The organism is Modestobacter sp. L9-4, assembly GCF_019112525.1.
Classification (GTDB): domain Bacteria; phylum Actinomycetota; class Actinomycetes; order Mycobacteriales; family Geodermatophilaceae; genus Modestobacter.
In genome coordinates, this window is the sequence record NZ_CP077800.1 from 3,604,138 (window position 1) to 3,619,088 (window position 14,951).

At 74.8% G+C, this 14,951-nt stretch carries 13 protein-coding genes; all 13 read left to right on the forward strand.

Translation table 11 applies throughout. The features are described 5' to 3' along the window. Positions 1-99 precede the first annotated feature (99 nt). The 13 genes from KUM42_RS17060 to KUM42_RS17120 all read left to right on the forward strand — a co-directional run bounded on the left by KUM42_RS17060 (position 100) and on the right by KUM42_RS17120 (position 14,937). Complete coding sequence (locus KUM42_RS17060) at positions 100-2,085, forward strand: TIGR03960 family B12-binding radical SAM protein (RefSeq protein ID WP_237493720.1); 1,986 nt, start codon at positions 100-102, stop codon at positions 2,083-2,085. Further along, positions 2,085-2,852: a TIGR03936 family radical SAM-associated protein gene (locus KUM42_RS17065; RefSeq protein WP_237493721.1), complete on the forward strand. Its 768-nt coding sequence runs from the start codon at positions 2,085-2,087 to the stop codon at positions 2,850-2,852. The genes KUM42_RS17060 and KUM42_RS17065 overlap by 1 nt, the downstream gene beginning before the upstream one ends. Positions 2,853-3,156: 304 nt before the next feature. Beyond that, entirely contained in the window at positions 3,157-6,540 is a 3,384-nt protein-coding gene (locus KUM42_RS17070; RefSeq protein ID WP_237493722.1) for an Rne/Rng family ribonuclease, read from the forward strand. 215 nt (positions 6,541-6,755) lie between these two features. Then, positions 6,756-7,067 carry a 50S ribosomal protein L21 gene (gene rplU, locus KUM42_RS17075; protein WP_163610748.1) on the forward strand — a complete coding sequence of 104 codons (312 nt, stop codon included), beginning with the start codon at positions 6,756-6,758 and terminating at the stop codon, positions 7,065-7,067. Between the two features lie 4 nt (positions 7,068-7,071). Then, complete coding sequence (gene rpmA / locus KUM42_RS17080) at positions 7,072-7,362, forward strand: 50S ribosomal protein L27 (RefSeq protein WP_237493723.1); 291 nt, start codon at positions 7,072-7,074, stop codon at positions 7,360-7,362. Positions 7,363-7,526: 164 nt separating this feature from the next. After that, positions 7,527-9,017 (forward strand): GTPase ObgE, encoded by a 1,491-nt coding sequence (gene obgE / locus KUM42_RS17085; protein ID WP_255557516.1) that lies wholly within the window; start codon positions 7,527-7,529, stop codon positions 9,015-9,017. After that, positions 9,014-10,120 carry a glutamate 5-kinase gene (gene proB / locus KUM42_RS17090; protein WP_237493725.1) on the forward strand — a complete coding sequence of 369 codons (1,107 nt, stop codon included), beginning with the start codon at positions 9,014-9,016 and terminating at the stop codon, positions 10,118-10,120. The genes obgE and proB overlap by 4 nt, the downstream gene beginning before the upstream one ends. A gap of 29 nt (positions 10,121-10,149) precedes the next feature. After that, positions 10,150-10,629: a peptide deformylase gene (gene def, locus KUM42_RS17095; RefSeq protein ID WP_237493726.1), complete on the forward strand. Its 480-nt coding sequence runs from the start codon at positions 10,150-10,152 to the stop codon at positions 10,627-10,629. Positions 10,630-10,667: 38 nt separating this feature from the next. After that, positions 10,668-11,399 (forward strand): ABC transporter permease, encoded by a 732-nt coding sequence (locus tag KUM42_RS17100; RefSeq protein ID WP_237493727.1) that lies wholly within the window; start codon positions 10,668-10,670, stop codon positions 11,397-11,399. A 33-nt stretch (positions 11,400-11,432) separates the two neighbouring features. Continuing rightward, entirely contained in the window at positions 11,433-12,683 is a 1,251-nt protein-coding gene (locus tag KUM42_RS17105; RefSeq protein WP_237493728.1) for a glutamate-5-semialdehyde dehydrogenase, read from the forward strand. A gap of 261 nt (positions 12,684-12,944) precedes the next feature. Continuing rightward, the gene (gene nadD / locus KUM42_RS17110; RefSeq protein ID WP_237493729.1) at positions 12,945-13,691 is read left to right on the forward strand and encodes a nicotinate-nucleotide adenylyltransferase; all 747 of its coding nucleotides are present in this window, start codon (positions 12,945-12,947) and stop codon (positions 13,689-13,691) included. Continuing rightward, a complete protein-coding gene (gene rsfS, locus KUM42_RS17115) occupies positions 13,688-14,185 on the forward strand; it encodes a ribosome silencing factor (protein WP_237493730.1) in 498 nt (165 codons plus the stop codon). The genes nadD and rsfS overlap by 4 nt, the downstream gene beginning before the upstream one ends. After that, positions 14,182-14,937: a histidine phosphatase family protein gene (locus KUM42_RS17120; protein WP_237493731.1), complete on the forward strand. Its 756-nt coding sequence runs from the start codon at positions 14,182-14,184 to the stop codon at positions 14,935-14,937. Before rsfS ends, KUM42_RS17120 begins: the two co-directional genes overlap by 4 nt. Positions 14,938-14,951 lie beyond the last annotated feature (14 nt).

The following is a 14,951-nucleotide window of genomic DNA, read 5'->3' on the forward strand; positions in this document are numbered from 1 at the left end:
GAGGACCCCCTCGCGGGCTCGCCGCGCGAGCCTGCGAGGGGCTCGGGGGCGCTGTTGGCGGACAGGGCCCCTGGTGGTGCCGGTTACCCTGGACGGGCCATGACTGTCGAGTCTCTCTACCCCCGCCTCGAGCCGCTCCTCGCCCAGGTGCAGAAGCCGATCCAGTACGTCGGCGGTGAGCTGAACGCCCAGGTCAAGCCCTGGGACTCGGTCGCCGTCCACTGGGCGCTGATGTACCCGGACGCCTACGAGGTCGGGGTGCCCAACCAGGGCCTCATGATCCTGTACGAGGTGCTCAACGAGCGCCCGGACGCCCTGGCCGAGCGCACCTACGCCGTCTGGCCCGACCTCGCCGGGCTGATGCGGGAGGCCGGTGTCGGCCAGTTCACGGTCGACGCCCACCGCCCGGTCCGCGACTTCGACCTGCTCGGCGTCAGCTTCGCCACCGAGCTGGGCTACACGAACCTCCTCGAGGCGCTCGACCTGGCCGGGGTCCCGCTGCACGCGGTCGACCGCGACGAGAGCCACCCGGTCGTGGTCGCCGGCGGGCACGCCGCCTTCAACCCCGAGCCGGTCAGCGACTTCATCGACTGCGCCGTCCTCGGTGACGGCGAGCAGGTCGTCGGCGACATCACCGACGTCGTCGCCGCCTGGAAGGAGCAGGGTCGCCCCGGCGGGCGGGTCGAGCTGCTGGCCCGGCTGTCCCGGGTCGAGGGCGTCTACGTGCCCCGCTTCTACGCCGTCACCTACGGCGCCGACGGCTCCATCGCCGAGGTGCTGCGCACCCGGGACGACGTCCCGCCGCGGATCAGCAAGCGCACGGTCATGGACCTCGACGAGTGGCCCTACCCGAAGCAGCCACTGGTCCCGCTGGCCGAGAGCGTGCACGAGCGGATGAGCGTGGAGATCTTCCGCGGCTGCACCCGCGGCTGCCGCTTCTGCCAGGCCGGGATGATCACCCGCCCGGTGCGCGAGCGGAGCATCACCGGCATCGGCTCGATGGTCGACGCGGGCCTGAAGGCCACCGGCTACGAGGAGGTGGGCCTGCTCTCGCTGAGCAGCGCCGACCACTCCGAGATCGGGCAGCTGGCCAAGGAGCTCGCCGACCGGTACGAGGGCACCAACACCGGTCTCTCCCTCCCGAGCACCCGCGTGGACGCCTTCAACGTCACGCTGGCCAACGAGCTGTCGCGCAACGGGCGCCGCAGCGGGTTGACCTTCGCCCCCGAGGGCGGCAGCGAGCGCATCCGCCGGGTGATCAACAAGACCGTGTCCAAGGAGGACCTGGTCCGCACGGTCACCACGGCCTACGCCAACGGCTGGCGCCAGGTGAAGCTCTACTTCATGTGCGGTCTGCCCACCGAGACCGACGAGGACGTGCTGGAGATCGCCGAGCTCGCGGTCGAGGTCATCCGCGCCGGCCGCGAGGCCAGCGGGTCCAAGGACATCCGCTGCACCGTGTCCATCGGTGGCTTCGTGCCCAAGCCGCACACCCCGTTCCAGTGGGCCGCCCAGGCGAGTGCGGAGACCATCGACCACCGCCTCAAGGTGCTGCGCGACGCGATCAACGCCGACCGCCGGATCGGGCGCTCGATCGGGCTGCGCTACCACGACGGCAAGCCCGGCGTGATCGAGGGACTGCTCTCCCGCGGCGACCGCCGGGTGGGCCGGGTCATCGAGCGGGTGTGGCGAGACGGCGGGCACTTCGACGGCTGGAGCGAGCACTTCTCCTACGACCGGTGGGCCACCGCCGCGGCCGAGGAGCTCGCCCCCTTCGGCGTCGACCTGGCCTGGTACACGACCCGCGAGCGCACCGAGCACGAGGTGCTGCCCTGGGACCACCTGGACTCCGGGCTGGACAAGGAGTGGCTCTGGGACGACTGGCAGGACGCCATCACCGAGGACGAGGTCGGCGACTGCCGCTGGACCGGCTGCTACGACTGCGGTGTCTGCCCGACCATGGGCACCGAGATCCAGATCGGCCCCACCGGACGCAGCCTCATCCCGCTGGCGGTCGTGGGTGCCCGCCCGCAGGTCGACGTGCACGCCGACGCAGCGGTGGCCGACCCGGTCCACACGCACTGATGGCCCGTACCCCCGACGGCCCCCCGCCGCCGCCGACCGTGCAGCGGCTGCGGCTGCGCTACACCAAGCGCGGTCCGCTGCGGTTCGCCTCGCACCGCGACCTGGCCCGCGCGCTGGAGCGTGCCCTGCGCCGGGCCCAGGTGCCGATGGCGTTCTCGGCCGGCTTCAGCCCGCACCCGAAGATCTCTTACATGGGCGCCGCGCCCACCGGCGCGGCCTCCGAGGCGGAGTACTTCGAGATCGGCCTGTCGGCGCGCTGCGACCCCGAGGCGGTGCGGGTCGCCCTGGACGCCTCGCTGCCCCCGGGCATCGACGTGCTGGAGTGCGTGGAGGCCGTCGAGGGGAGCGGGTCGCTGGCCGACCGGCTCGACGCCACCCGCTGGCGGATCGACCTGCCCGGCGTCGACACCGACGAGCTGGTCGCGGCGGTGCGCGAGCTGCTCTCCCGCGACGTCGTGACGGTGGCCAAGCGCACCAAGAACGGCCTCAAGGACATCGATGCCCGCGAGGCCGTCGTCGGTGCCGAGGTCACCGAGGAGGCAGGTTGTGCCATACTCACGGTGGTCGTACGGCAGCTCACGCCGACCGTTCGACCGGACGACGTGATGGCCGCTCTGGCTGTCGTCGCCGACCTGCGCCCGCCGTTGCCCCCCCGGGCCGTGCGTGAGGCGCAGGGCCGGCTCGACGACAGCGGTGACGTCGCCGATCCGTTCGGGCCCGACCGCGCGGTGCGTTCCTCCCCCCAGGAGGAGAGCACGCCGGTCTGACCGGCGGAGCCGGACGCCGGACGTCGTGCCCGCGACACGTCTGCCAGCCGTGACGCACCCGCACCACCCCGAGCTCTGCACCACCTGAACTCGCACCACACGACTTCGCACCACACTCCGCACCACCGCTCCACCCGCACGCTGCACCACCGGGCCCCAGCCGCACCGGCCGGGGCGCGACCAGGACTTCGCGGGGAGGGCTGCGCCGCACACCGCGGCCGCCCGAACCGCCCAACCCGCGTCCCTGCGCGGCCGCCAGTCGGAGACGATCGGCGCCCGGGGACGCACAGGAGGCGAGCCCTCAGTGGCCGACCACTACGACGACGAGAACAACGCAGGGACCGGACAGGGGCAGGCACCCGCCGACTCACTGGACGGCCCCGCCCCCACGGACGGCGCCGCCGAGCAGGCGCTGCCGGCCGACGCGGACCCGCTCGCGGAGGACCCTGTCGAGGAGCCGGCCGAGGACGCCGAGCCCACCGCCGAGGAGCCCGCCCTCGGGGAGACCACCGCGCTGCCCGACGCCTGGGCGCCGCCGGTGCGCCGGCCGGAGCCCGAGCACGAGCCGGAGCTGCCCCGCTTCGGTGCGCAGTTCAGCTCGCCCGAGCCCACCACCGTCACCGCCCGCCCGCGCCGCCGGGCCACCCGCCCCGCACTGGCCGCGGACCCGGACTCCGTCGAGCCGCTGAAGCCGGCCGCACCGACCGCGCCCGCCTTCGTGACCTTCGTGGCGCCCGAGCCCGAGGTCGCCGCACCCCGCCGCCGCAGCCGCCGCGCCGCGGCCGAGTCCCCGGTCGAGGAGACCGTCGAGGCTCCCGCCGTCGTCGACGACCGCGACGACGAGCCGGCTCCGCCGCGCCGCTCGCGCAGTCGCCGTCGTGAGGCCGTCGCGGAGGTGCCGGTCGAGGTCGTCGAGCCCGAGGTCGAGGACCTCGAGGTGGTCGAGCTCGACGACGCCGAGGACGACGAGCGCGACGACCGCGACGGTGAGGACGGTGGCGCCTCCGGCAGCCGCCGCCGTCGCCGTGGCCGCCGTGGCCGCGGCCGCGGCCGCACCGGTGACGACGCCGTCGACACCGACAGCGACCCCGACGCCGACCCCGACGAGGACGCCGAGCAGTCCACCGAGGCCGTCTCCGGGTCCACCGACGAGCCCGAGGACGCCGCCGACGCCGACGAGGCCGAGGACGAGGACTCCGCGGAGTCCGGTGGCTCGACCACCCGCCGCCGGCGTCGCCGCCGTCGCCGGGGCACCAGCGCGGAGGGCAGCAGCGACGAGCCCGCCGAGGACACCGACGACCGCCCGGAGCGGGCCGGCCGCAACGGCCGCACCTCCAGCGACGACGACGTCCGGGGCGTGGCCGGGTCCACCCGCCTGGAGGCCAAGCGCCAGCGCCGCCGCGAGGGCCGCGACGGTGGCCGCAAGCGCGCGCCGATCCTGTCCGAGTCGGAGTTCCTCGCCCGCCGCGAGGCCGTCGACCGCGCCATGGTCATCCGCCAGCAGGGGGAGCGCACCCAGATCGCCGTCCTCGAGGACGACGTCCTGGTCGAGCACTACGTGACCCAGACGCAGGCGACGTCCTTCGCCGGCAACGTCTACCTCGGCCGGGTGCAGAACGTGCTGCCCAGCATGGAGGCGGCGTTCGTCGACATCGGCAAGGGCCGCAACGCCGTCCTCTACGCCGGTGAGGTCAACTGGGACGCCGCCGGCCTGTCCGGCAAGTCCCGGTCGATCGAGACCGCGCTGAAGTCCGGCGACAAGGTCCTGGTACAGGTCACCAAGGACCCGATCGGCCACAAGGGCGCCCGGCTCACCCAGCAGGTGAACCTGCCCGGCCGCTTCCTGGTCTACGTGCCCGGTGGCTCGATGACCGGCATCAGCCGCAAGCTGCCGGACAAGGAGCGCACCCGGCTCAAGGACATCCTCAAGAAGATCGTCCCCGACGACGCCGGCGTGATCATCCGGACCGCCGCGGAGGGCGCCTCGGAGGAGGAGCTCACCCGCGACGTGACCCGGCTGCAGGCGCAGTGGGAGGTCATCCAGACCAAGGCCGCCTCGACGTCGAACGCCCCGACGCTGCTCTACGGCGAGCCCGACCTGGCCATCCGGGTCATCCGCGACGTCTTCAACGAGGACTTCAAGAAGCTGGTCGTGCAGGGCAGCGACGCCTGGGACACCGTGGAGGCCTACGTCGCCCACGTCTCCCCGGAGCTGTCGCCGCGGCTGGAGCGCTACACCGGCACCGGCGACGTCTTCCGCGACCTGCGGGTCGACGAGCAGCTGATGAAGGCCCTCGACCGCAAGGTCTGGCTGCCCTCCGGTGGCTCGCTGGTCATCGACCGCACCGAGGCCATGACGGTCGTCGACGTCAACACCGGCAAGTTCGTCGGCTCCGGGGGCAACCTCGAGCAGACCGTCACCCGCAACAACATCGAGGCCGCCGAGGAGATCGTCCGCCAGCTCCGGCTGCGCGACATCGGCGGGATCATCGTCATCGACTTCATCGACATGGTCCTGGAGAGCAACCGCGACCTCGTGCTGCGGCGGCTCACCGAGTGCCTGGGGCGTGACCGCACCAAGCACCAGGTCGCCGAGGTCACCTCGCTGGGCCTGGTGCAGATGACCCGCAAGCGGGTCGGCCAGGGCCTGCTCGAGGTCTTCTCCGAGCCGTGCGAGCACTGCCGCGGTCGCGGTGTGCTGGTGCACCTGGACAGCCCGGAGGGTAAGAAGGCCAACGGCGGCGGCACCCCCAACGGTGGCGCCAACGCCACCGGCGGGGACGCCGGCAACGGCCGGGCCCGGGGCCGGGACAAGGCCGAGGGCGGCCGGCGCAACGGCGGCCAGCAGGACGCCGTCGAGACCGCTCCGGTCGACTCCGTGGACGTCGGCCCGGTCTCCGCGCCGCCGGCCGTCGAGGCAGCCGCGACCGGGACCCCGGCCGCCGCGGCCCCGGTCGAGGTGGCGACCGCCGTCGAGCCCGCAGCCGAGGAGTCCGCGACCGACGGGTCGGCAGCGGTCGTCGAGGCAGCGGTCGTTGAGGCCCCGGCCGAGCAGTCGGACGCCGACGTCGCGGCCGAGCCGGCCGAGGACGGGTCGCGCCGGGAGGGTGGACGTCGCCGCGGCGGCGCGCGCCGTGAGCCGTCCCGCCGCGAGGACCCCGCCGCCGGCTGGGAGCTGGCCGACGCGCTGGCCCTCGGGGGCGGCAACCCGGCCCCCGAGCCGGTCGTCGAGACGGTCGGGCCCGCCGGTGACGAGCCCGCGGCCGAGTCGGCCGTCGAGGGGCGCGGTGGGCGGCGCAGCCGCGGACGTCGCGGTCGCGGCCAGTCGGCCGAGACCCGCACGGCCGAGGAGACCGGTGCCCCGGCCGAGCAGCCCGTCGAGCACGCGACGCCGGACACCCTGCTCGCCGCCGTGGTCGCCGAGACCGAGGCCGCGTCGGAGGAGAGCACCGAGCCCGGCGCCCCGCCGGTGGACGTCGAGTCGCTGACCAGCGAGACGCTGCTGGAGGAGACGCCCGCCGAGCCGGCGGGGTCCCCGGTCGAGGCGCCGGCGGCCGCGCTGCCGGAGCCCACCGTGGTCGTCTCGCCGTTCGCGGTCGCCGAGCCGGTGGCCGCCGACGCGCCGCCGGTGGCCCGCCCGCGCCGGCGCCGGGCGGCCTCGCGGCCGGCCGGTCCGCCCGCGGTCTGAGCTGACCCTCCTGCCCACCGCCCCGCACGCCGGGGCGGCGGGCAGGAGGGGTTCGACCCGGACGACGCCGCTCGGGTACGCTGGACGGGTTGCTCCGCCACGACAGGCCACCTCTGGGTGCGTCGCGTCGGTGGACGACCGTCCAGCACTCGGCCGCGCGCCGGGGTGTGCGCAGGACACAGTGCTGGATACAGGAACCGATCGAGGAGTCAGTGGTGTACGCAGTCGTCAAGGCCGGTGGAACGCAGCACAAGGTGGGTGTCGGTGACACGTTCACCATCAACCGCCTGAGTGGGGTGGCCGGTGACACCGTCACCCTCCCGGCCATCCTCCTGGTGGACGGCGACACCGTCACCGCCGACGCCCAGACCCTCGCCGGGGTCACCGTGACCGGCGAGATCGTCGAGCACGGCAAGGGCCCGAAGATCCACATCCACAAGTTCAAGAACAAGACGGGCTACCACAAGCGCCAGGGGCACCGTCAGCCCCTGACCAGCGTCGTGGTCCGCGACATCACGAAGGGCTGACGACATGGCACACAAGAAGGGCGCATCGTCGTCCCGCAACGGCCGCGACTCCAACGCCCAGCGTCTGGGCGTCAAGCGCTTCGGTGGCCAGGTCGTCAAGGCCGGCGAGATCATCGTCCGCCAGCGCGGCACCCACTTCCACCCGGGTCTCGGCGTCGGCCGCGGCAAGGACGACACGCTGTTCGCCCTCGTCCCCGGCGCGGTGACCTTCGGGTTCCGTCGTGGCCGTCGTGAGATCGCGATCACCGCTGTCGGGGCGCCGGTCGCCGCCGTCCGCGAGACCGTCTCCGCGTGAGTCCGGGCCTCCCCGCGAGGGAGGCCATCCAGTACTGAGCGGGTGGCGGTGCCGACATCGGCGCCGCCACCCGTTTCCCATTCCGGCCCCGTCCCGGAGGCTCGGCCCGAGCTCCGAGGGCCGGGCCCCCGGACGGGGTACTCCTGAACAGAGAGGCGGCGACCATGGCCGCTTTCGTCGACCGTGTGACCGTCCACGTGACCGCAGGCAACGGGGCGCACGGGGTCAGCTCCGTGCACCGCGAGAAGTTCAAGCCCCTCGGTGGGCCCGACGGGGGCAACGGTGGCGACGGCGGTGACGTCGTCCTCGAGGTCGACCCCAACGTGCACACGCTGCTGGACTTCCACCACTCCCCGCACCAGAAGGCCGGCAACGGCCGGCAGGCCGCCGGTGACTACAAGAACGGTGGTCGCGGCGAGGAGCGCGTGCTCAAGGTCCCGCCGGGCACCGTGGTCTCCGTGGGTGGGCAGGTCATCGGCGACCTGGTGGGCGCCGGCACCCGGCTCGTCCTCGCCCAGGGCGGCAAGGGCGGCCTCGGCAACGCCGCGCTGGCCAACGCCCGCCGCAAGGCCCCCGGCTTCGCCCTGCTCGGTGAGCCCGGTGAGTCCGTCGACGCCGTGCTGGAGCTCAAGAGCATCGCCGACGTCGGCCTGGTCGGGTACCCCTCGGCCGGCAAGTCCTCGCTGGTCGCCGCCATGTCCGCGGCCCGCCCGAAGATCGCCGACTACCCGTTCACCACGCTCGTGCCGCAGCTGGGCGTCGTCCGCTCCGGCAACGTCACCTACACGATGGCCGACGTCCCCGGGCTGATCCCGGGAGCGTCGGCCGGCAAGGGCCTCGGCCTGCAGTTCCTGCGGCACGTCGAGCGGTGCGCGGTGCTGGTGCACGTCGTCGACATGGCCACCATGGAGCCCGGGCGCGACCCGGAGAGCGACATCGTGGCGCTGGAGCACGAGCTGCGCGAGTACGGCGGCGAGGAGCTGGACCTGGTGGGCCGGCTGCGCATCGCCGTCCTGAACAAGATCGACGTCCCCGACGGCCGGGAGCTGGTCGACCTGGTCCGCACCACGCTGGAGGAGCGCGGCCTGCAGGTCTTCCCGATCAGCGTGGCCACCCACGAGGGGCTCACCGAGCTGGGCTACGCGCTGGCCCGCGCCGTCGACGAGCACCGCGCCTCGCTGCCCGAGGTCGAGGCGGCGCCGATCACGCTCACCCCGCGCGCGGTCGACGACGGCGGCTTCACCGTCACCCCCGACCCGCGCACCGACGGCTGGCTGGTGCTGGGCACCAAGCCCGAGCGCTGGATCCGGCAGACGGACTTCAACAACGACGAGGCCGTGGGCTACCTGGCCGACCGGCTCAACCGGCTCGGCGTCGAGGAGGCGCTGGCCAAGGCCGGTGCCGTCCCCGGCGACGCGATCACCGTCGGCGACGTCACCTTCGACTGGGAGCCGACCCTGCCCGCCGGCACCCTCACCATCGAGGAGACCGCGGGCCTGGGTGGCCGTGGCACCGACGTGCGGCTCGAGGACAACCACCGCCCGGGCGCCGACCAGCGGCTGGCGGCCAAGAAGGCCCGCCGGCTGCCCTTCGAGGTAGCCGACGCCGACGGGTGGGTCGACGCCGACCTGATCCAGGGCGACGCGGGGAAGTGAGCACGCGCGCAGACGTCGCTGCCGCCTCCCGGGTGGTGGTCAAGGTCGGTTCCTCGTCCCTGACCACCCTGCCCGGGGGGCTGGACGTCGACCGGCTGCGCGCGCTGGTCGACGTCCTGGGGGCGCTGCGGGCCGCCGGCCGCCAGGTCGTGCTGGTGTCCTCGGGCGCGATCGCGGCCGGGCTGGCGCCGCTGTCGCTCACCGGTCGGCCGCGTGACCTGGCCACGGCCCAGGCCGCGGCCAGCGTCGGGCAGCTGCGGCTGGTGCAGACCTACGCCGACGCCTTCGCCGGCCACGGGGTCACCGTCGGGCAGGTGCTGCTCACCGCGAACGACCTCACCCGGCGCAGCCACTACCGCAACGCCCAGCAGACGATCGAGCGGCTGCTGGCCCTGGGCGTGCTGCCGATCGTGAACGAGAACGACACGGTCGCCACCGAGGAGATCCGCTTCGGTGACAACGACCGGCTGGCCGCGCTGGTCGCGCACGTCGCGGTCGCCGACGCGCTGGTGCTGCTGTCCGACGTCGACGGCGTCTACGACGGCGACCCGCGCACCGGCCCCGCGCAGCTGCTGGACACCGTGCACGGCCCCGAGGACCTCGCCGCGGTCGCGCTGGGCTCGGCCAGCCGCAACGGGGTCGGCACCGGCGGCATGGCGACCAAGGTCGAGGCGGCGCTCATCGCCGCCCAGGCCGGGGTGCCCGTCGTCGTCACCTCCACCCCGCAGGCCGCCGCGGCGCTGGCGGGGGAGCAGGTGGGCACGCTGTTCGCCGCGAGCGGCCGGCGTCCCTCGGCGCGCCAGTTCTGGCTGCGCTACGCCAGCCGGCCCCGCGGCCGGGTGCTGCTGGACGAGGGCGCGGTGCGGGCGGTGCGCGAGCGGCACGCCTCCCTGCTGGCCGCGGGTGTCACCGGGGTGTCCGGCGACTTCCTGGCCGACGACCCGGTGGAGCTGGTCGGTCCCGACGGCGTGGTCGTGGCCCGCGGTCTGGTCGCCTACGACGCCCGGGAGCTGCCGGCGCTGCTGGGCCGCAAGACCGGCGACCTGGACCCCGAGCACCGCCGCGAGGTCGTGCACCGCGACGAGATGGTGCTGGTCGGCTGAGCCCGACGGGGAGCTGAGAGGATGCGCGGGTGACTGTGCGCCCCATCCGCGAGATCGGTGACCCGGTGCTGCGCACCCCGGCCGACCCGGTCCGCGCGTTCGACAAGGACCTCGCCGCGCTGGTCCGCGACCTCGAGGACACCGTCGACCACCCCGGCCGGGCCGGGGTGGCGGCCCCCCAGATCGGGGTCGGCCTGCGGGCGTTCTCCTACAACGTCGACGGCGTCATCGGGCACATGGTGAACCCGGTGATCGTCGAGCGCTCCGAGGAGACGCAGGACGACGACGAGGGCTGCCTGTCGATCCCGGGCCTCTACGCCCCGACCGTGCGCGCCATGCACTGCGTCGCCGAGGGCCTCGACGTCCGCGGCGAGCCGCTGCGGCTGGCCGGCAGCGGGCTGCTGGCCCGGTGCCTGCAGCACGAGGTCGACCACCTCGACGGGAAACTGTTCGTCGACCGGCTGACCGGTGAGGCGCGCAAGCGCGTGCTGCGCGCCCTGCGCTCCTGAGCCTGGGCGCCGGGCCCGCGACCGACGTCGAGGGGCCCGTGCGGCTGGCGGTGGGGCTGCTGGTCCTCCTCGCGGTGGCGCTGGCGGCGCTCACCCTGGGCCGGATCGGGCACCGCCGCGCCGTGCTCACCGCCTCGGCGCGGGCGGTGGTGCAGCTGACCGTCGTGGCGCTGGCCCTGCGGGGCGTCTTCGCCGCACCCGCGACCGCCGTCGCCGTGCTGGCCGTGATGTTCTCCGTCGCCGTCTGGACCGCCGGGCGACGGCTCGCCGGCACGCCCGGGGCGCTGCGCGCGGTGGCGCTGGCCTGCGGCGCCGGTGCCGTGGTGACCATCGGCCTGATCTGCGGTCTCCCGGTGCTCGACCGCTCGGTGCGCACGCTGGTCGCCGTCTCCGGGATCGTCATCGGCGGCACCATGACGGCGGCGACGCTCACCGGACGGCGGCTCACCGACGGGCTGCACCGCCGGCGCGACGAGGTCGAGGGCTGGCTCGCCCTGGGTGCCACCCCGCGCCGGGCGGCGCAGGACGTCGCCCGGGACGCCGCGGCCGAGGCGCTGGTGCCCGCGCTGGACCAGACCCGCACGGTCGGCCTGGTCACCCTGCCCGGCGCGTTCGTGGGCGCGCTGCTCGGCGGGGCCGGGGCCGTCGGTGCCGCCCGCTTCCAGGTGGTGGTCCTGGTCGGGCTGCTGTGCGCAGAGTCGGTCACCGCCGTCTCGCTGGCCTGGCTGCTGGGCGCCCCCACCACCCTGCCGGAGACGCCGCAGCGGTGATCGGGCCGGTCGGTCCCGCGTAACCTGGCCACCGTGTCCGACGCCGACCTGCCGCTGATCGGGGCCGCTGCGGCCCGTGCCCGCGAGGCCGCCCGGGTGCTGCGCACGCTGCCCACCGAGACCAAGGACGCCGCGCTCACCGCGATGGCCGACGCGCTGGGTGAGCGCGCCGACGAGGTGCTGGCCGCCAACGCCGCCGACGTCGAGGCCGCCGCCGCCGAGGGCACCGCGGAGTCCGTGCTCGACCGGCTCCGGCTGGACCCGCAGCGGCTGGCCGGGGTCGCCGACGCACTGCGCCACCTGGTCTCGCTGCCCGACCCGGTCGGCGACGTCGTCCGCGGCTCGACGCTGGCCAACGGCCTGCAGCTGCGCCAGGTCCGGGTGCCCCTCGGCGTGGTCGGCATCGTCTACGAGGCCCGGCCCAACGTCACCGTGGACGCCGCGGGCCTGTGCCTCAAGAGCGGCAACGCGGCGCTGCTCCGCGGGTCGGCGTCGGCGCACCGCACCAACACCGCGCTGGTCGCCGTCCTCACCGAAGCCGCCGAGAAGGCCGGGCTGCCGGCCGGCTGCATCGCGCTGCTGCCGGCCGACCGCGCCTCGGTCGGCGAGCTGCTGCACGCCCGTGGGCTGGTCGACGTGGTGATCCCGCGCGGCGGGGCGTCGCTGATCGCCCGGGTGGTCGCCGAGGCCACCGTGCCGGTGATCGAGACCGGGGTGGGCAACTGCCACGTCTACGTCGACGCCTCCGCCGACGCCGCGATGGCCGAGGCGATCGTGCTCAACGCCAAGACCTCCCGGGTGAGCGTCTGCAACTCCGCGGAGACCCTGCTGGTGCACCGCGACGTGCCGTTCCTGCCGCGGCTGCTCACCGCGCTGTCCGACGCGGGGGTCACCCTGCACGGCGACGAGCCGGCGCGCGCTGCGCACCCGGGCGTCGTCCCGGCCACCGACGAGGACTGGGCCACCGAGTACCTGTCGATGGACATGGCCGTCCGGGTCGTCGACGACCTGCCGCAGGCGCTGGACCACATCAGCCGGTGGGGGAGCGGCCACTCCGAGGCGATCGTGGCCGACTCCGCCCGGGCCATCGCCGACTTCACCGCCGGGGTCGACGCGGCCGCCGTCCTGGTCAACGCCTCCACCCGGTTCACCGACGGCGGGGAGTTCGGCTTCGGCGCCGAGATCGGCATCTCCACCCAGAAGCTGCACGCGCGCGGGCCGCTGGGCCTCCCGGAGCTCACCTCCACCACCTACGTCGTGACCGGCAGCGGGCACGTCCGCTGACCGGTCCGCGACAGTTCCTGCAGCTCCACCCGTAACCGAGACGGCTTCGTCACGTTGAGCAGTGCGGGACGGCGGCCACCGACCCGCGGTGACGCCCTCCGGGTGCCGTCGCGGGACGCCGCCGGCGACCGGCTGCACGGGGGGGCCGGTCAGCGGGCGGGGGTCGGCGACGACCACCGCCCGCCCTCCCGGGCCCGGCCGGCAGGGCCGCCGCCGGTGGTCGCACGACCGGCACCGGCGGGACCGGGCTAGTCTCGGTCGGTGGCAGCACGTCGACTCGGGGTGATGGGCGGGACGTTCGACCCCGTCCACCACGGCCACCTCGTGGCCGCCAGCGAGGTCGCCGGCCTGTTCGGGCTCGACGAGGTCGTGTTCGTGCCGACCGGTCAGCCGTGGCAGAAGACCGAGCGAGGCGTGAGCCCGGCCGAGGACCGCTACCTGATGACGGTCATCGCGACCGCGTCGAACCCCCGGTTCTCCGTGAGCCGGGTCGACCTGGACCGCGACGGCCCGACCTACACGATCGACACCCTCGCCGACCTGCGCCGGCTGCACCCCGACGCGGAGCTGTTCTTCATCACCGGCGCCGACGCGCTCGCCCAGATCGTGGGCTGGCACGAGACCGACAAGCTCTTCCAGCAGGCACACTTCGTGGGGGTGACCCGGCCGGGTTACCAGCTCGCCGACGCCGACCTGCCCCAGGGTGCGGTCAGCCTGGTCGAGGTGCCCGCCCTGGCCATCAGCTCCACCGACTGCCGGGACCGCGTCGAGCGCGGGATGCCCGTCTGGTACCTGGTGCCCGACGGGGTGGTCCAGTACATCGAGAAGCGCGGGCTGTACCGGGCGCCCACCACCCCCACCGGTGCGCTGCTGCCCGGCACGCAGCCGCGGCGGGAGGGCCCTCCGCCCGGCGGGTCCCGGTCCACCGGCGCCGCCCGCCCCACCCTGCCCGACGACCCAGCCCCTGGGGACGACCCGTCCCCCGAACCGCAGGAGACCCCCAGATGACCGCCTCAGCCGAGGCACGTGAGACCGCGCTGATCGCAGCGCAGGCCGCCGCCGACAAGCTCGCCACCAACGTGTCCATCGTCGACGTCAGCGACCGGCTGGCCATCACCGACGCGTTCGTCCTGACGTCGGCACCCAACGAACGGCAGGTGCAGGCGATCGTCGACGCGGTCGAGGAGCGGCTGCGCGAGCACGACATCAAGCCCGTGCGCCGTGAGGGCTTGAACGAGGGCCGCTGGGTCCTGCTCGACTTCGTCGACGTCGTGGTGCACGTGCAGCACGCCGAGGAGCGCGCCTACTACGCCCTCGAGCGGCTGTGGAAGGACTGCCCCGTCATCCCCTTCACCGACGCCGCCCGCCCCGCCTCCGCTGCGGCCACCGACGCTGTGGCCACCGACGCTGTGGCCACCGAGGACGAGGCTCACGACGACGAACTGGACGACGACCTGACGGACGGCACGGCCGACGCGGAGCTGGGCGAGAGCGACCGGTGACCTCGGGTCCGGCCGCCCCGCCGGTGCCGCGTCTGCTGGTGTGGCGGCACGGGCGCACCGCGTGGAACGCCGGCGGCCGCTTCCAGGGCCAGCTCGACCCGCCCCTGGACGACGAGGGGCGGGCGCAGGCCGCCCGCACGGCACCGCACCTGGCCGCCCTGCTTCAGGGTGAGGACACCGTGGTGGTGTCCAGCGACCTGCAGCGGGCCCGGGACACCGCCGCGGCGCTCGCCCCGCTGCTGGGCGTGCAGGTGCAGGTCGACGGCCGGCTGCGCGAGCACGGGCTCGGGACCTGGGAGGGGCTGACCCGCGACGAGGTCGCCGAGCGCCACCCCGGTCAGTACGCCGACTGGATCGCCGGCCGGCCGGTGCCCGGTCGGGGCGGCGAAGCCCAGGCCGACGTGGCGGCGCGGGCGCTGGCTGCCGTCGCGGACCTCCCGCCCGCTGCGGTGGCGGTGCTGGTGACCCACGGGGGCACGGCCGGCCGGCTGATCGAGGCCCTGCTGGGTCTGGGGTCGGAGCACCGGCGGGTCTTCGGGCCGCTGGGCAACTGCCACTGGAGCGAGCTGTCCTTCCAGGCCTCGGGGTGGCGGCTGATGCGGCACAGCCTGGCCGCGCCGGCGGCCGGTGACCACCGCGCACGGGAGAGCGGTGACCGCGGACCGTTCCCCGGGCCGTCGGCGTCGGACGCACCGGACGCCGGGGAGCCACCCGCCGACACCGCCGCGACCGACGCCGACGCCGCGGGCTGAGCCGGCCCGCGGGA